Source organism: Duganella zoogloeoides, from assembly GCF_034479515.1.
Taxonomy (GTDB): domain Bacteria; phylum Pseudomonadota; class Gammaproteobacteria; order Burkholderiales; family Burkholderiaceae_D; genus Rugamonas; species Rugamonas zoogloeoides.
Genome location: NZ_CP140152.1, coordinates 426,497 through 445,018, shown reverse-complemented (window position 1 = coordinate 445,018; position 18,522 = coordinate 426,497). Strand labels below are relative to the sequence as shown.

Sequence of the window (18,522 nt, the reverse complement as noted above, 5' to 3'; positions counted from 1 at the left end):
GATGCCAACGCCGAGTATAGGCGATGCACGACGCCGGAGGTCATGCCCTCCGGTCAATTGCTTGCGCGTTTAGGCAGTGTGATAGTGAAGGTGGCGGACCACAGCCGCGAGGGCGCGCCCATGGGCAGCAGCACATCGCCGTCACCCGCACTGGAACTGGCGATGGCGTCGTCGCCCAGCTTCGACAAATCCCAGCGCACCGACACCGGATACTGCCTGCCGTCCGGCGGCAGCAGCACCAGTGCATTGCCTGCGACGGCCAGGCCACCACGCTCGGCGCGCAGCGCGCTGGTGGCGGGCGGTGGCAGCGTTGGACCTGGGGTCGCGTCGGCCGGCGCGGCGGCGCGGCGCTTGGGCGGTGGCGGTTCCACCGGCGCCTGGTAGTGCACCACCAGGTCGCCCTGCACCTCGCGCGGCGACGTCCATTCGCGCAGTTTGCCGTCCGGTCCCTTGACGTCGCGCGTGGCCAGCGGCACGTTGCCGTGGCTGTCGCGCACGGTCAGTTCCTTGAGCGTGACGGCCACCGTTTCCCCTTGCTCGAGCACGAGCGGCAGCTGCAACAGCGCAGTATCGGCGCCCACCTGCACGTCGGGCACCTTGAGCGTGACATCGACTACGCCGATGCCGGCGCCAGCCTTGTCGGGATGGTTGAACGGTGCTGGCTGCAGCAGCAGCAACAGCGGGCGTGGCGGCGGCGGTGCGGCCGCCGCCGCATCCTGGTCCGGCGCTTGCGCCATCGCGCCGCCCGCCGCCAGCGCCAGCAAGCCGGCCTGGATGGTTCGCAAACCCGTTCGTTGAATCACAGTGGCAATGCGCATATCGGGCTCCACAAAATCGACGATCAACAACTTTACCATCTATCAATGTTTCCTTGCGCAAGGTAGCACCGCTCCTGCCGCAGATCAAGGCCTGGCCTGGCCAACCCGCTACACTCGCGGCAGCCCGTGATCACGTAGGGGAAACACATGAGCCTGGCCGTACTCAAGAGCCGCGCCCTCGCGGGCATGGAAGCGCAGCAAGTCAATGTCGAGGTACACCTGGCCAACGGCCTGCCGGCCTTCACCATCGTCGGCCTCGCAGATACCGAAGTGAAGGAGGCCAAGGACCGCGTGCGCGCCGCGATCCAGAACGGCGGCTTCGAGTTTCCCGCCCAGCGCATTACCGTCAATCTCGCGCCGGCCGACCTGCCCAAGGAATCGGGCCGTTTTGATTTACCGATCGCACTGGGCATCCTGGCCGCCTCGCGCCAGATTCCCGCCGATATCCTGGACCAGTACGAGTTTGCCGGCGAGCTGTCGCTGTCGGGCGAGCTGCGACCGATCCGGGGGGCGCTGGCGATGTCGCTGGCGATGACGCGCGATGCCGGGCGTGATTGCGGACACAATGGCGAGCACGGTAAAGAGCCTGTCAAGCAGCGTACTCCGCCCGGTAAAGCTGACCGGCGTGGCTTCATCTTGCCGCAAGCCAATGCCGACGAAGCGGCGCTGGTGAACGGCGCCGCCATCTACCCGGCCAGCTCGCTGCTGCAAGTGTGCGCCCACCTGGCGGCCAGCTCACACGAGGCGATGCTGACCCGGCACACATCTGCGCTGGCGGTGGCCATGACCGAGGTGGCCGACCTGGCCGACGTCAAGGGCCAGTTCATGGTCAAGCGCGCGCTGGAGGTGGCGGCGGCCGGCAACCACAGCATCTTGATGGTGGGCCCGCCCGGCGCCGGCAAGACCATGCTGGCGGCGCGCTTTCCCGGCCTGCTGCCGCCGATGACCGACGACGAAGCGCTGGAAGCGGCGGCCGTGCAGTCGCTCACCGGCGGCTTCCGGATCGAGGACTGGAAGCGCAGGCCGTTTCGTGCGCCACACCATACGGCATCCGGCGTGGCATTGGTGGGTGGCGGCGGCTATCCGCGTCCGGGAGAAATCTCGCTGGCCCATCGCGGTGTGCTGTTCCTCGACGAGCTGCCCGAGTTCGACCGGCGCGTACTGGACGTGCTGCGCCAGCCGATGGAGTCGGGCCGCGTCACCATCTCGCGCGCGGCGCAGCAGGCCGAGTTCCCCGCCCACTTCCAGCTGATCGCCGCGATGAACCCGTGCCCGTGCGGCTACCACGGCCATCCCAGCGGCGTATGCAACTGCACGACCGAGCAGATCGCCCGTTACCAAGGCCGCGTCTCGGGCCCCCTGCTCGACCGCATCGACATGCAGATCGAAGTCTCCGCCGTGGAACCCGACACCCTGGCCGCCGACGCCGACGGCGAACCTTCCACCGCGATTGCCGTCCGCGTGCAACGCGCCGCCGAGATCCAGCTGGCGCGCCAGGGCAAGCGCAACCAGTTCCTTACCACCCGCGAAATCGACCGCCTGTGCAAGCCCGACAAGGCAGGCAAGGCCAAGCTCAAACGCAGCATGGAACACTTCCAGTGGTCAGCCCGCGCCTACCACCGCATCCTGCGCGTGGCGCGCACCATCGCCGACCTGGCCGGGGCCCAAGGCATCGGCGAACAGCATATCGGGGAGGCGGTGCAGTATCGGCGGGCGTTGAAGGATCGGTGAGCGCTCGGGCTGTGAGAGAATCACACCATGAATTCAACCCGCAGACAACCAATCGCCGTCGCCGCGCTCCTGTTCGCAGCGCTCACCGGTACCGCCCGCGCCGAAGACACGCCGGCCCCAACTCCGGCCACCCACCCCATCCCCTACTCCGGCAAAATCGTCAGCGCCACCGGCACCCTGCCGCCGAAAGCCGCGATCTTTGCCGACTGCCAGGATGGCAGTGAGCGCATCCATGGCCAGATCGAAGCCGATACCTACCGCATCGACCTGCCGCCCGCCGTCACGTGCACCGTGATGCTCGGTGACACGGACTGGGAAGCCGATACCCAACTGGTGTCCGATGCCGCCACCGCCATTCCGCAAACCATGCTGCTCTACCCGCTGCCGGTACCGCAGCCGGACATCGCACGCGAACTGATCGAGATGGGGACGCAGGACCGCGCGGTGCGCCAGGCCTGGGCTGCCGGCAAGCGCGATGCCGCGTCAGAAAAGAAGTTTGCGGCGGACGATCGCAAACGCCAGCGGCGCCTGCGCCAGATCGTCACTACCAAGGGCTGGCCCACGATTTCAATGGTGGGCGCGCAAGCTGCCAACGAGGCGTGGCTGGTCGCGCAGCACGCGCCACCGGCGCAGCTCAAGCACTGGGCGGTCTTCATGCGCGCGGCGGCCGCCAGGCATGAAATCAGGCTGGTCAACCTGGCCACCACGCTGGACCGCGTGCGCATATTCGAGAAACGGCCGCAGATCTACGGTACCCAGTACAGCACCCGCGAGGATGGTGCGATCCAGTTCTATCGGATCGAGGACATCGCCAATATCGACCAGCGACGGCTGGAAATGGGCATGTCCTCGTTTGCCGCGTTGCAGGCGCAACTGGCCAAGCCGCCTAAACCGGCCGAGCAGGCCAAACCTGCCGAGCCGTCCACTCCTGCCACGCCGGGCGAATAGCTTACGGCTTCAACTCACATCTCCCACTGGACCTTCACCGTCAGGGACTTGTTGGTGGTGTCCGGGTCGCGCGTGCGGTCGCGCGAAAAGCCCACCGACATCGAGCGGCCGTGCCGCCACAGGTGACGGTACAACAGCGAGCGGTGCATCTGCCGCTCGGCCCACGGGTCCAGCCCCGAGACGCCGTCGTCACGGCGCGCGGCCGACGTGGTTTGCGCCAGCAGCCGCAATGAGTCGGCAGCCGTGAAGTGCAGCATACCCAGCGCGCGCCAGCCGTTGTCCACGAATGCCGGCCGGCCCAGGGTGCCCTGCACCCACGCGCGGTTGAGCCGGAAATCGGTCTCGATCGACCAGCCACGGGCGCCAGGCAACGGCAGGCGCAAGCCCAGGTCCACGACGGCGTTGCCGCCGCTGCCCACGCGATCGGCATCGACGTCGAGCTGGCGGCCCAGCGTGACTTCGGCATTGAACTTGGTCATCCACGACAGCGGCGACGATTCGAAACCGAAGTGCACTGCTGGCACATCGTGCAGAGGCCCCAGTCGGCGGCCGCGCTGCTGGTCGAAGCCGAGGTTGGCCCACAGGTTGGTCTGCCGTCCGGCGCGGAACCAGATTCCCGGCTGCAGCTTGCGCTCGACAACCTGGTTGGCCTGCTGGTCCAGCCGATTATCCGACAGGGTGCGGATCTCGTGTACCCCCAGGTGCGCTTCGAATTCGTACAGTTCCAGCTCGGCGCCGCCAAGTGCCAGCGTACGTCCGCCCAGCCGGCGGTTGAGATTGATGTCGGTCTTGAGCACGCCCGCCTGCGGCACAAAGCCGTTGTCGTTCACAAAACCCGGCGTGATCGCCTCCAGCTGAAACTCGTTCCACCAGGCGTCGCTGATGCTGGTGAATTTGCCGAGTGCGTAGCCGCCGTGGCGCGTGGCCACGCGGGCACTGCGCGCCACCGGCTCTTCCACGAAACCGGCGCTGGTTTGCGAGTGCATCAGCAGCCACAAGGCCTGCTGGCCTTCGCCGCGCCACTGGCCGTCGAAACCCGCCACCTCGTTGCTGCCGGCGTCGCCATAACCGCGCTGCGAGACGAACGCGCCCATCACCGTGTGCTCACCATGCCAGCGCGTGCGCACCATGCTGGCCAGCGTGCGCCGGGTTTGCGCGTATTCGGCCGTCTCGTAGGCGCCGCCGCGCAGCACCACGCCACCCTCCTGGTCGCGCAAGCTCATGACGGTGGCGTCGGCGCCGGCGTCGCGCCAGGTGGCGCGCAAGCCCCATTCCGGGTCGGCCACAGTGCGCGAATAAAATGCCGACAGCGGCAAGCCCAGCACGTCCGAGCTTTCGAGGAAAAAGCCGCGCTTCTCCGGCAGACTCAGGGCGATGCGGCTGGCGCCCGACGACGTGGGTTCGTCGATTTCCACCTGCGAGAAATCGGGATTGACGGTGGCGTTGAACACCCAGTCGGCGCGCGGGCGGGCATTGATCTCCAGGCCCACGCTGGCGCGGTCGCCGCGCTGGCGCCCCGTTTCATCGCGGTCGCGGTTGGAACGCATGGTCAGTTCCGGCTTAAGTTCCACGAAGCTGCGGTCGCGCACCGCCGCCACCGTGTCGCCCATGCCGCCCACGTCCTGCAACAGCGCGATGTGGCTCAGCGAGCCGTTTTTGAGCGGGGTGCTGGTGAGCAGCAGGCCATCCGCGTGCGGCACGCTGCGCTCGATCATCACGCGCCAGGTCTTGCCGTCGGCGTAGGGAAAGCGCAGGTTCGACAGCGGCCAGCGGATCTCCATGGTATAGCCGTCGGCCAGGCGCTTGACTGCTGCGTCGATGGGAAAGTCCGGTCCCAGGTCCGACTCGTCGAGATCCGCGCGATAGATGCCGTCGCTGAACACGCCGGCGATATTCACGCGCACGAATTGCGCCGCGCGGCCATGTCCCGTGGGGTCGAGCCACACACCGATGAAGTCCTGGTCCAGGCTCACCTTGTCGCGCCGCGTGAGGGTGCCGCGCATGCGCTCGGGCGCGTCGTCCCAGGCGCGGATGCCGAACACCAGCGCGCCGTCGTCGATCAGCAGTTGTACCGTGGTGCGCAGGTTGGCCGGCGCCGGCTTGCCGTCGGCGGGGAGAAACTGGTGGAAGGCGTCGAATACGGGTGCGGCGCGCCACGCGTCGTCATCGAGCGCGCCATCGATGCGCAAGCTGGCGGTGCGGTCGGCCAGCATGGCTGGCAATGGCGGAACGCGCTGGTGGCGTTCGTCCTGCTCCACGGCCGCCACATCGCCGGCGGCAAACATGGCAGCAAAGCCTGCCATGCGAAATACCCTGAAAATTGAGTCCACTATCGCCCCTGTTTTGTGCGCAGCAGTTTACCGCAGCAAGATGCTTTTTTGAGAACTATTTTTGAGAAGATCGTCCACGCTAAATTCTGTCGAAGTGCGCGCATAACATCACTTGTTCGCCACCCTTGCTGCTATATTCAGCGTTGCCTCCAACTTGCCGGAATCCGCATGACACGCCTGCCCCTTCTGCTTGCCGCCAGCGCCGTGCTGGCCGGCTGCGCCACCGCTCCAGTACCGATGACCGACTTCACCGCCAACTCCGGCAGCCCGCGCGCGCCCGAGCAACTGGCGGTCACGTTCGAGCATGCCGATGTGGCGCTGCGCGTCGATCCTGCCACGCAAAGCATCCGCGGCGACACCGCGCTCACCTTCACCGCCACTGCGCCGCTCACCCGCATCGCGGTGGAACTCGACCGCAACCTGCCGATCGACGGCGCCAGCGTGGACGGTGTGGCCTTGCCGGCAGCGGCCATCAGCAATCCCGACGGCCGCCTGTACCTCACCTTGCCCAAGCCGTTGCTGGCGGGCGAGCGCACCACTGTGCGCATCCGCTACCACGGCGTGCCGCACGTGGCCAAGCGGGCGCCGTGGGACGGCGCCTTCGTGTGGGCCCGGACCGCCGACGGCCAGCCGTGGGTTGCCACCACGGTGGAGGGCGAAGGGTGCGATCTGTTCTGGCCCTGTATCGATCACCCGATGGGCAAACCGAAACTGATCGACCTGCACATCACGGTGCCGTCTCCCCTGGTCGTCGCCGGCAACGGCGTGGCGACCGGCATGACGGAAAAAGACGGGTGGCGCACCTATGACTGGCGCGCCAGGAACCCCAGCACCTACGGCGTGTCGCTCAACATCGGGCCGTACGAGGTGCTCGCGGGCGACTACGTGAGCCGCTACGGCAATACCATCCCACTGCGCTACTGGTACCTGCAAGGGGATGCGGAAAACCGCAAGAAAGCGCAGGGACTGTTCGATGAATTCACGCCCATGCTCGACTTCTTCGAGAGCCGCATCGGTCCTTACCCGTTCGGCGACGAGAAAATGGGCGTGGTCGAAACCCCGCACCTGGGCATGGAACACCAGACCATCAACGCCTACGGCAACAAGTACCTGAAGTCGCCGTACGGTTACGACTGGCTGCTGCACCACGAGCTATCGCACGAGTGGTTCGGCAACCAGATGACCAACGCCGACTGGGACGACATGTGGCTGCACGAAGGCTTCGGCAGCTATATGCAGCCGCTGTACCTGCAGTCGCTGCGCGGCGAGATGGCGTTCCAGGCCGAGTTGTTCAAGCAGCGCCAGGCCATCAAGAACAAGGCGCCCATCGTCAGCGGCAAAACCCAGCGCATCCAGGATGTGTACGATGCCGATAAAGGCGGTCCTGGCAACGACATCTACGTCAAGGGTTCGCTGATCCTGCACACGCTGCGCAACCTGGTCGGCGACGACGCCTTCTTCCGCGCCACGCGGCGCATGGTCTATGGCACCGACACGCCGGTGCCGGGCCAGTTCCAGCCGCGCTGGAGCAGCACCAAGGAATTCATCGGCATCGCCAACGAAGCGGCCGGCCGCGACCTGGGCTGGTTCTTCGACGCCTACCTGTACCACGCCGCGCTGCCCGAACTGGTCGAGACGCGAACCGGCGACCAGCTCACGCTGCGCTGGCAGCTCAAGGACGGCGGCGCCTTCCCGATGCCGCTCGAAGTACGCGTCAACGACCGCATCGAGAAGCTGCCCATGACGGACGGCCAGGGCGTGCTGACGCTGCCGCCGCGCGCGCTGGTGACCATCGATCCGTATTCGCGCGTGCTGCGCCGCGCTGCGCACATCGAGGCGTGGCAAGCCGACGAAGCGGCGCGCAAGAAGAGCAAGGCGGCCAAATGAACACGCGCCTGCTGGCGGTCCCGCTGCTGGCGCTCGTGCTCAGCGCCTGCGACCCGCACTACAACTGGCGCGACTACCGCAGCAAGGACGCGCCGTACAACGTGCTTTTGCCCGGCAAACCGGCAACGCACGCGCGCGATGTGCGGCTGGGCGAGCTGCCGGTGCGGATGACGATGACGGCGGCCGAAGTGGACGACGTGGTATTCGCCGTGGGCAGCGCCGAGTTGACCGACGCGGCGCAGGCGCCGGCCGCGCTGCTGGCCATGCAGACTGCGCTGGCGCGCAATATCGGCGCCACCATTACGAGCCAAAGCACCAGCCAAGCCACCGTTGCCGACGGTGCGCAAACGACCGTCAGCACCGAAGCGAAAGGCGTGCGCAATGGCGAGCCCACGCTGCTGATCGGCCGCTTTATCGCGCGCGACCGCCGCGTGTACCAGGTGGTGGTGATGGGCGCCGAGCGCCATATCGCGCGCGAGCAGGTGGCGACCTTCCTCGACTCGTTCAAGCTGCAATGAACAGAAATAGTTTGAAACAATTTGCTCACTTAGAGTTGGCTTAACTGTTAGGTTTGCCTCTTCCAAACATTCAGAAATGAATTAAAGTGGTCTTACGGCGTGCCCGCCAACGAGAGCCGGCGCACCGCACCATCCAACAAAATCAAGAGGCGCATCATGTTAATCACGTTCAAAACCCGCTACAGCCCTGAAGTGTTGATGTACCAGGAACATGCCCAACGCATCCTCGACCTGCTGCACAAGAATCCCACGCGCGGCGTGATCACGGCCACCGAAGCGGCCGAGGCGCTGTCGGTGCTGGAAGACCAGGTGGCCGAAAGCAAACTGCATCCCGAAACCGATATCGAATACGACATCCACGCCCACGAGCGCGAGGAAGGCGAGACGGTCGAACATGCGCTGGCCCAGCGCGTGGGCTTCGCGGCCCGCGCCTATCCGCTGGTGGAGATGCTGCGCCTGGCCAAGCAGGAAAACCAGCCTATCGTCTGGGGCGTCTAAATCATCAATCGCCGTTCAGGCTGGCCTGTAACGGCAGGTCGATGGTAAACCGCGTCCCCACGCCCACGGCGCTGTCGACGCGGATCGCGCCATCGAGCAGCGAGCTGACGATGTTGTAGGTGATGCTCAAGCCCAGGCCATTGCCGCCCTGCCCCAGCTTGGTGGTGAAGAACGGATCGAAGATCCGGGCCTGGTGTTCCAGCGTGATGCCGCAGCCGTCATCCTCGAACACGATGCGCACGTTTTCCGTCCCCACCCGTACCGCCCACAACCGGATCAAGCCATCTTCGCGACCGTCGAACGCATGCAGCAGCGCGTTGTTGATCAGGTTGATGATCACCTGGCCATAGGGACCGGGGAAGCTGTCCATCTCGATATCGTCCGGCATTTCCAGCACCATCCGGTGGCCGGCCTTGCGGATCTGGTTCTTCATGGTGGTGACGATTTCGGCGCTGGCCTGGTGCAGATTGAAGCGTCGCCGCTTGGCGCTGGCCTGGTCCACCGCCACCTGTTTAAAACTGTTCACCAGTTCCGCCGCGTTATGCAAGCTGCGCATCAGCAGCGTGGACGCTTCGCGCGACGCCTCGATGTAGTGCTTGAGGTCCGAGCGGCGCAGCGCGTTGTCGGCGTGGCGCGCTTCGATATCGGTGGTCTTCGCTTCCAGCGTGCTGGCGATCACCAGGCTGTTACCGATCGGCGTATTGAGTTCGTGGGCGACGCCGGCCACCAGCGATCCCAGGGCCGCCAGCTTTTCGCGCTCCACCAGTTGCTGCTGCGCGTCCTGCAACTGGCGGTACGAATCGGCGTTGGCAAACGCCACCGCCACGTACGAGGCCAGCGTGGTCAGCATGTCGAGATCGATGCGCTGGTAGGCGTTGGCGCGGTAGCTGTGCACCGTGATTACGCCGCGTACCTGCCCCGACACCGAGATCGGCACATAGATCAGCGAGCGCGGCTCGGATGGCAGCGAGCCGTCTTCCAGGGTGCCCATGTGCTCCGCGTCCGACACCAGCGCCAGGTTGGCGATATAGCGCGGGTAGTCCTGTTCCAGGTCGTTGATGAACACTTCCTGCGCATGGTTGATGCACCATACGGCCAGCTGGTTCGGCTCCAGCATGCTGCGGGTGTAGGGCGTATAGCGTTTGCCCTTTTCCATGGCGAACGGGTATTCGATCAATTCCTGCTCCGGGCGATAGATGCCGATGCCGAACACGCTGGCGTCCATCAGCGCATGCACCTGCTGGTACAACATCGACATGATCGCCTCGCTATCGAGGTTGGCGGTCAGGCGGCGGCCGATATCGGACAGCAGCGAGATATTGCGGTGCGCCAGTTCCACGCTGTCCTTTTGCCGCTCCACTTCGCGCTTTTCGTGCTCGACCGATTCCTTCTGCTGCACCAGCTCGCGCGTGCGGCCAATCACTTCGTTTTCAAGCGTCTGCTTTTGCCGCACCAGTCGCCGGATGCGCAGGCGGAACAACAGGTAACCGAGTCCCACTGCCAGTACCAGGACCAGCAGGCGGAACCACCACTGCTTCCAGAACGGCGGCGTAATCACCACTTCCAGCGCCACCGGTTCGCTGGTCCAGACGCCATTCTTGTTGGCCGCGCGCACCCGGAATACATAGCGGCCGGGATCGAGGTTGGTGTAGGTGGCAAGGCGCCGGCTGCTGTCGGTATACACCCATTGCGGATCGAAGCCCTCGAGCTGATAGGCATAGCCATTGCGCTGCGGGTCGGCGAAATGCATGGCGGCGAATTCGATCGAGAACATGGCGTCGCGCGGCCCCAGCGTGACCGACTTGGCGGCATCGAGCGGTCCCTTCGGCAGCACGTCCTCGCGCATGATGGCCGTCAGGATCGACTGGTTGAAAATCGAGAAATCGGTGATCGCCACTTGCGGCGGCATCGGGTTGTCGTGGATGCGCAGCGGATGGAACGCGGTCATGCCGGTGATGCCGCCGAAGTACATGGTGCCGTCCGGCGCCTGGTAGCCGGAGCCGGCAAAATAAGAACCGTCGAGCAGGCCATCCTTGGCAATGTACTGCTTGAACACGCCCGTCGCCGGATCGAACATGTCGATGCCGCTCGTGCTGCTGATCCACAGCCGGCCCTTGGCGTCGCCCAGGATGGCGCCAACCGGATCGGACGAACGGCCTTCGCGCACCGGATAGTAACGGAACCTCAACTGGCCATCCGGCCCCGCTTCGGCCTTGCACAGGCCGGCGCCGGTACCCACCCACAAGCCACCCGCAGCGTCTTCATACAAAGACTGCACACGCTGGTGGCACAAGCTGCCGCGCTGCCTGGGCTGGTGGCGATAATGGCGGAATTTTCCGGTCTGGCGATCAAAGCGCTCCAGGCCATTCTCGGTTCCGATCCACAACACCCCGGTATGGTCCTCCAGCAGTGCCCTGACGCGGCCATCGATGCTGTCCGGATTGCCGGCAGCGTAGCGGTAAGTGGTCACCGCCAGCGTGTGGGGATCGACGCTGTGCAGGCCCGCGCGGGTACCGATCCAGATCTGGCCAGCGCGGTCGACCAGTATCCGTTGCACCGAGCGTGACGTCGGGTCGCCGTCCAGCGTCAGCCGTGTATAGCGCCCGCTGCCCGGATCGCGCCACGCCACCCCGGCCTCGCTGCCCACCCACAGGCGGTCCTGGTGGTCGGTGGCCACGGTAAGCAACTGGTTGCTGGGCACGCTCGATGGATTCACGGTATCGGTGTGCCAGATTTCGCTGGTGCCCCGGGCCGGATCGAGGCGGGTCAGGCCGTTGCCAGTGGCCAGCCACAGCTTGTCGCCGCCGGCATTGGCAATCGCGCGCACCTGGTTGTTGCTAATGGCAGTCAACACGCCAGCGTTCTCGGTGTAGCGTTCGAATCCACCGCTGAGCAGGTCTACCCGGTTCAGGCCACTGTACCAGTTGCCGACCCATAGCGTGCCGGTGCGGTCCTGGTACAGCGCGCTGATCTCGTTGTCGGAAATACCGTTCCTGTCGAGGCTACTGGCGCGGTAATGATGGTACTTCACGCCGCCACCCTGTTTACCTTGCTCACCCGGTTCGGGGTCGCGGCGCAGCAGGCCGCCATCGCGCAAACCCACCCACTGGTGTCCCTGGTCATCGTGCAGCATGGCAGACACCCGGCGCGTGGCGAAGATCTCGGCCCCATCCAGCGGCAGTTGTATCGCGGTATCGCCGTCCAGGCGCCAGGTTTGCAAACCAGTGAGGCCGGCCGCCCATATCCGGCCATCGGGGCCCAGGTCCAGCACGGTAATATTGTTCGATGGCGCTGCCACCGCCTGCGGCGTCAGGTGGCGAAACTTGCTGGCGCCGGCCGGCAGCAGCGCCAGTCCGCTAGCGGTACCCACCCACAGGTTGCCGCGAGAATCGCGTACCACCGCGTTCACGCGATCATCGGGAAGCGACCCGGCATCGCCGGGCACGTGGCGCAGCGCGCGCATCGTTCCGGTAGCGATATCGAAGTGCTGCAAGCCGGCACTGGTCGTCAACCACAGGCCATCCTTGCCATCGCCAATGATGCCGGTGATCGAAAGGTTGGCCGACGCGGTGGAGTGGTGAATGAAATCCCGGGTCGCCCGGTCGAAGCGATCGAGACCACCCTTGGTACCGACCCACAACTGTCCGTGGGCGTCTTCAAACAGCGCCTGGATGTAATTATCGCCCAGGCTGCCGGGATCGGAAGGATTGTTCTTGAAGGTAGTGACGCGGTAACCGTCATAGCGGTTCAAGCCAGCCTGGGTACCGATCCACAGGTAGCCGTGGCGGTCCTGCAAAATCCGGGTCGCCGTCTCTTGCGACAGTCCGTCTTCCACGCCGAGGTGATCGAAGCGCAAACTGAGCGGCGCGGCCACGGCGCATGCTGCCAGCCAAAGCCAGGCAAACAAAACGGCCAGACGCGTTGCACGATTTAACATCTTTTTTAACCCCGAGTTGAACTTATTGTAATTCAGAAATATCGGAGCAAATGAAAAAAGCCCCACCAGCGTTGTTTGCTGGTGGGGCTTTTTAGGAATAACTAGCCTGACGATAACCTACTTTCACACTGGTTGCAGCACTATCATCGGCGCAAAATCGTTTCACGGTCCTGTTCGGGATGGGAAGGGGTGGGACCGATTTGCTATGGTCATCAGGCATTGAACTGTACGGGCCGCGTCGTTTGACGTTGCCCAGAATCTGGGAGAAGTAAGTAGTCGGTGTGCATACACACCTGGGTAATGAAGTTGTATCAACGAACGTTCCAACGCACTTCTTATTCGCTACAACCTGCTAAGGTTATAGGGACAAGCCGTACGGGCAATTAGTACTGGTTAGCTTAATGCATTACTGCACTTCCACACCCAGCCTATCAACGTCCTGGTCTCGAACGACCCTTCAAAGAGCTCAAGGCTCTGGGAAATCTCATCTCAAGGCAAGTTTCCCGCTTAGATGCTTTCAGCGGTTATCTCTTCCGAACTTAGCTACCCGGCAATGCCACTGGCGTGACAACCGGTACACCAGAGGTTCGTCCACTCCGGTCCTCTCGTACTAGGAGCAGCCCCCTTCAAATTTCCAACGCCCACGGCAGATAGGGACCAAACTGTCTCACGACGTTTTAAACCCAGCTCACGTACCACTTTAAATGGCGAACAGCCATACCCTTGGGACCGGCTACAGCCCCAGGATGTGATGAGCCGACATCGAGGTGCCAAACTCCCCCGTCGATATGAACTCTTGGGAGGAATCAGCCTGTTATCCCCAGAGTACCTTTTATCCGTTGAGCGATGGCCCTTCCATACAGAACCACCGGATCACTATGTCCTACTTTCGTACCTGCTCGACTTGTCAGTCTCGCAGTTAAGCACGCTTATGCCATTGCACTATCGTCACGATGTCCGACCGTAACTAGCGTACCTTCGAACTCCTCCGTTACACTTTAGGAGGAGACCGCCCCAGTCAAACTGCCTACCATGCACTGTCCCCGACCCGGATAACGGGCCAAGGTTAGAACCTCAAATGAACCAGGGTGGTATTTCAAGGTTGGCTCCACGAAAACTGGCGTTCCCGCTTCAAAGCCTCCCACCTATCCTACACAGATTGATTCAAAGTCCAATGCAAAGCTACAGTAAAGGTTCATGGGGTCTTTCCGTCTAGCCGCGGGTAGATTGCATCATCACAAACACTTCAACTTCGCTGAGTCTCGGGAGGAGACAGTGTGGCCATCGTTACGCCATTCGTGCAGGTCGGAACTTACCCGACAAGGAATTTCGCTACCTTAGGACCGTTATAGTTACGGCCGCCGTTTACTGGGACTTCAATCAAGAGCTTGCACCCCATCATTTAATCTTCCAGCACCGGGCAGGCGTCACACCCTATACGTCCACTTTCGTGTTTGCAGAGTGCTGTGTTTTTATTAAACAGTCGCAGCCACCAGTTTATTGCAACCCTTTCGCCCTATCACAGTAAAGTGACCAAGCTACCGGGGCGTACCTTTTCCCGAAGTTACGGTACCAATTTGCCGAGTTCCTTCTCCCGAGTTCTCTCAAGCGCCTTAGAATACTCATCTCGCCCACCTGTGTCGGTTTGCGGTACGGTCTCGTATGACTGAAGCTTAGAGGCTTTTCTTGGAACCACTTCCGATTGCTACAGAACCGAAGTTCTTCGTCCCAGTCCCTTGAATTACGCACCCGGATTTGCCTAAGTGCCTTCTATGAACCAGAAACTGCCTATTCCAACAGGCAGACAACCTTCCGCGATCCGTCCCCCCATCGCATCATACGACGGTGCAGGAATATTAACCTGCTTCCCATCAGCTACGCATCTCTGCCTCGCCTTAGGGGCCGACTCACCCTGCTCCGATGAACGTTGAACAGGAAACCTTGGGCTTACGGCGTGGGGGCTTTTCACCCCCATTATCGCTACTCATGTCAGCATTCGCACTTCTGATACCTCCAGCATCCTTTACAAGACACCTTCGCAGGCTTACAGAACGCTCTCCTACCATATGCTTACGCATATCCGCAGCTTCGGTGACTGGCTTAGCCCCGTTACATCTTCCGCGCAGGACGACTCGATCAGTGAGCTATTACGCTTTCTTTAAATGATGGCTGCTTCTAAGCCAACATCCTGACTGTTTTAGCCTTCCCACTTCGTTTTCCACTTAGCCAATCTTTGGGACCTTAGCTGGCGGTCTGGGTTGTTTCCCTCTTGACGCCGGACGTTAGCACCCGACGTCTGTCTCCCAAGCTCGCACTCATCGGTATTCGGAGTTTGCAATGGTTTGGTAAGTCGCGATGACCCCCTAGCCATAACAGTGCTCTACCCCCGATGGTGATACTTGAGGCACTACCTAAATAGTTTTCGGAGAGAACCAGCTATTTCCAAGTTTGTTTAGCCTTTCACCCCTACCCACAGCTCATCCCCTAATTTTTCAACATTAGTGGGTTCGGACCTCCAGTGCGTGTTACCGCACCTTCATCCTGGCCATGAGTAGATCACTTGGTTTCGGGTCTACACCCAGCGACTATCGCCCTGTTCGGACTCGATTTCTCTACGGCTTCCCTATATGGTTAACCTTGCCACTGAATGTAAGTCGCTGACCCATTATACAAAAGGTACGCAGTCACGGAACAAGTCCGCTCCTACTGTTTGTATGCACACGGTTTCAGGATCTATTTCACTCCCCTCCCGGGGTTCTTTTCGCCTTTCCCTCACGGTACTGGTTCACTATCGGTCGATTACGAGTATTTAGCCTTGGAGGATGGTCCCCCCATATTCAGACAGGATTTCTCGTGTCCCGCCCTACTTGTCGTACGCTTAGTACCACCGTTTGAATTTCGTGTACGGGGCTATCACCCGCTATGGCTGCCATTTCCAGAGCATTCCACTATTCAATCGACTATCACGTACAGGCTCTTCCCATTTCGCTCGCCACTACTTTGGGAATCTCGGTTGATTTATTTTCCTGCAGCTACTTAGATGTTTCAGTTCGCCGCGTTCGCTTTGCAACCCTATGTATTCAGGTTGCAATGACCTAAAAGGCCGGGTTTCCCCATTCGGAAATCTGCGGATCAAAGCTTGTTTGCTAGCTCCCCGCAGCTTATCGCAAGCTACTACGTCCTTCATCGCCTGTAATCGCCAAGGCATCCACCATGTGCACTTATTCACTTGTCCCTATAACGTTAGCCCCTGCGACTAAACAAGGAGCGTTTATAGGAATAAGAAGTACTACGTTGTTGCGTTTGTTGATACATACAATCATTACCCATCGCATTACGTTTTAGCGTAACACGACACATAAAAATCTACTTACTTCTTCCAGATTGTTAAAGAACATACAGCACTTGGTCTCTAAAAGACCAAACCTAAATCGCTTTGATTTACGTTTGAACTCTTGGTGGAGGATGACGGGATCGAACCGACGACCCCCTGCTTGCAAAGCAGGTGCTCTCCCAGCTGAGCTAATCCCCCTGAGATTTACTACAAGGTTTTGCGCTTAACTGGTAGGGCTGGTTGGACTCGAACCAACGACCCCCGCGTTATCAACACGGTGCTCTAACCAGCTGAGCTACAGCCCCAAATGCTGTTCTTCTAATTGACAGTCGATAAGTGTGAACGCTTGATGAAGGTTATTGCTAACCCAGTGCTACTCTAGAAAGGAGGTGATCCAGCCGCACCTTCCGATACGGCTACCTTGTTACGACTTCACCCCAGTCACGAATCCTACCGTGGTAAGCGCCCTCCTTGCGGTTAAGCTACCTACTTCTGGTAAAACCCGCTCCCATGGTGTGACGGGCGGTGTGTACAAGACCCGGGAACGTATTCACCGCGACATGCTGATCCGCGATTACTAGCGATTCCAACTTCATGCAGTCGAGTTGCAGACTACAATCCGGACTACGATACACTTTCTGGGATTAGCTCCCCCTCGCGGGTTGGCGGCCCTCTGTATGTACCATTGTATGACGTGTGAAGCCCTACCCATAAGGGCCATGAGGACTTGACGTCATCCCCACCTTCCTCCGGTTTGTCACCGGCAGTCTCATTAGAGTGCTCTTTCGTAGCAACTAATGACAAGGGTTGCGCTCGTTGCGGGACTTAACCCAACATCTCACGACACGAGCTGACGACAGCCATGCAGCACCTGTGTGCAGATTCTCTTTCGAGCACTCCTCAATCTCTCGAGGATTTCTGCCATGTCAAGGGTAGGTAAGGTTTTTCGCGTTGCATCGAATTAATCCACATCATCCACCGCTTGTGCGGGTCCCCGTCAATTCCTTTGAGTTTTAATCTTGCGACCGTACTCCCCAGGCGGTCTACTTCACGCGTTAGCTGCGTTACCAAGTTAATTAAAACCCGACAACTAGTAGACATCGTTTAGGGCGTGGACTACCAGGGTATCTAATCCTGTTTGCTCCCCACGCTTTCGTGCATGAGCGTCAGTTTTGACCCAGGGGGCTGCCTTCGCCATCGGTGTTCCTCCACATATCTACGCATTTCACTGCTACACGTGGAATTCTACCCCCCTCTGCCAAACTCTAGCCTTGCAGTCACCATCGCCATTCCCAGGTTGAGCCCGGGGATTTCACGACAGTCTTACAAAACCGCCTGCGCACGCTTTACGCCCAGTAATTCCGATTAACGCTTGCACCCTACGTATTACCGCGGCTGCTGGCACGTAGTTAGCCGGTGCTTATTCTTCAGGTACCGTCATTAGATCTCTGTATTAGAAAAACCCGTTTCTTCCCTGACAAAAGAGCTTTACAACCCGAAGGCCTTCTTCACTCACGCGGCATTGCTGGATCAGGCTTGCGCCCATTGTCCAAAATTCCCCACTGCTGCCTCCCGTAGGAGTCTGGACCGTGTCTCAGTTCCAGTGTGGCTGGTCGTCCTCTCAGACCAGCTACTGATCGATGCCTTGGTAGGCTTTTACCCTACCAACTAGCTAATCAGATATCGGCCGCTCCAGGAGCATGAGGTCTTGCGATCCCCCACTTTCATCCTTAGATCGTATGCGGTATTAGCGTAACTTTCGCTACGTTATCCCCCACTCCAGGGTACGTTCCGATATATTACTCACCCGTTCGCCACTCGCCGCCAGGTTGCCCCGCGCTGCCGTTCGACTTGCATGTGTAAGGCATGCCGCCAGCGTTCAATCTGAGCCAGGATCAAACTCTTCAGTTTAATCTCTGTTTATTTGCCGATTTCTCGGCACCATCATCGCTGATGGGTCGCTCACTCAAAATACTGACAGGCCACTATTTTCATAGCGCCTATTTCATTACTTCTTGTGAACATTTGATATGTTAAGTATCACGGAGACTGGCTCCGTGTGCACTGTCATCAAACATCCACACTTATCGACTGTTAATTTTTAAAGAACTTATTCGGTTGCTACTTTCGCTCTTGACAAATCGTTTTGTTTGTCAGCGAGAAGGAAGAGTATGAAGCGTTTGCAGCATTTCGTCAACCTTCTTTTTTCTCGCTTCACTCTGCATTTGCATGCGGTGTTCTGCGAGGGAGCGAATTATAGGCCAGCCCGCGCGGGGCTGGCAAGGGCTTTTTAGGGGCTGGCATTGGCCTTGCATATTCCCCTCCCAGCAACAGCTTGCAGCCCTGCTTTTGCTCCCATTCTGCACAGGTGCTACATTATTGAACACCCTGTTCAGGTACAAGGGGCCTCGAAAAACCGTAGCGAGCGGTTTGTTATCGGCGTGAGTAGCGGAAGCGTACGGAGGTACGCTGAGCAACGGAGCGGCGATAGCGCACCGCGCAGTAGGTTTTTCGAGGCTCC

8 protein-coding genes, 2 tRNA genes and 3 rRNA genes are annotated in these 18,522 nt (G+C 60.8%); 5 read left to right on the top strand and 8 right to left on the bottom strand.

Features of this window, described 5'->3' with window-relative positions:
• Positions 1-53: 53 nt before the first annotated feature.
• Positions 54-785 (bottom strand): hypothetical protein, encoded by a 732-nt coding sequence (locus tag SR858_RS02005; protein ID WP_154820137.1) that lies wholly within the window; start codon positions 783-785, stop codon positions 54-56.
• A 180-nt stretch (positions 786-965) separates the two neighbouring features.
• Between SR858_RS02005 and SR858_RS02000 the strand changes: the two genes are divergently transcribed.
• Positions 966-2,549, top strand: a complete 1,584-nt coding sequence (locus SR858_RS02000; RefSeq protein WP_019924474.1) for a YifB family Mg chelatase-like AAA ATPase — start codon at positions 966-968, stop codon at positions 2,547-2,549.
• A gap of 27 nt (positions 2,550-2,576) precedes the next feature.
• The gene (locus SR858_RS01995) at positions 2,577-3,497 is read left to right on the top strand and encodes a DUF6624 domain-containing protein (protein WP_019924475.1); all 921 of its coding nucleotides are present in this window, start codon (positions 2,577-2,579) and stop codon (positions 3,495-3,497) included.
• Positions 3,498-3,511: 14 nt separating this feature from the next.
• On the opposite strand, the gene SR858_RS01990 is transcribed toward SR858_RS01995, so the two are convergent.
• A complete protein-coding gene (locus tag SR858_RS01990) occupies positions 3,512-5,800 on the bottom strand; it encodes a DOMON domain-containing protein (RefSeq protein ID WP_019924476.1) in 2,289 nt (762 codons plus the stop codon).
• Positions 5,801-5,995: 195 nt separating this feature from the next.
• On the opposite strand from SR858_RS01990, the gene SR858_RS01985 reads away from it, so the two are divergent.
• The 3 genes from SR858_RS01985 (at position 5,996) to SR858_RS01975 (ending at position 8,730) form a co-directional block, all read left to right on the top strand.
• On the top strand, positions 5,996-7,714 hold the full coding sequence (locus SR858_RS01985) for a M1 family metallopeptidase (RefSeq protein ID WP_019924477.1): 1,719 nt from the start codon (positions 5,996-5,998) through the stop codon (positions 7,712-7,714).
• A complete protein-coding gene (locus SR858_RS01980) occupies positions 7,711-8,232 on the top strand; it encodes a hypothetical protein (protein WP_019924478.1) in 522 nt (173 codons plus the stop codon). Before SR858_RS01985 ends, SR858_RS01980 begins: the two co-directional genes overlap by 4 nt.
• Before the next feature lie 156 nt (positions 8,233-8,388).
• Complete coding sequence (locus SR858_RS01975; RefSeq protein ID WP_026637769.1) at positions 8,389-8,730, top strand: DUF1840 domain-containing protein; 342 nt, start codon at positions 8,389-8,391, stop codon at positions 8,728-8,730.
• A 4-nt stretch (positions 8,731-8,734) separates the two neighbouring features.
• Here the strand turns inward: SR858_RS01975 and SR858_RS01970 are convergent, their stop codons facing one another.
• From SR858_RS01970 to SR858_RS01945, 6 genes are all read right to left on the bottom strand, one after another.
• Positions 8,735-12,604 (bottom strand): sensor histidine kinase, encoded by a 3,870-nt coding sequence (locus tag SR858_RS01970; protein ID WP_322534304.1) that lies wholly within the window; start codon positions 12,602-12,604, stop codon positions 8,735-8,737.
• A gap of 167 nt (positions 12,605-12,771) precedes the next feature.
• Positions 12,772-12,884, bottom strand: a 5S ribosomal RNA gene (rrf, locus tag SR858_RS01965).
• A gap of 145 nt (positions 12,885-13,029) precedes the next feature.
• Positions 13,030-15,902 (bottom strand): 23S ribosomal RNA (locus tag SR858_RS01960).
• Between the two features lie 221 nt (positions 15,903-16,123).
• A tRNA-Ala gene (locus SR858_RS01955) sits at positions 16,124-16,199 on the bottom strand.
• 30 nt (positions 16,200-16,229) lie between these two features.
• Positions 16,230-16,306: transfer RNA gene (locus tag SR858_RS01950), tRNA-Ile, on the bottom strand.
• 77 nt (positions 16,307-16,383) lie between these two features.
• Positions 16,384-17,912 (bottom strand): 16S ribosomal RNA (locus tag SR858_RS01945).
• The 16S, 23S and 5S rRNA genes sit together here with 2 tRNA genes alongside, the layout of an rRNA operon.
• Positions 17,913-18,522 lie beyond the last annotated feature (610 nt).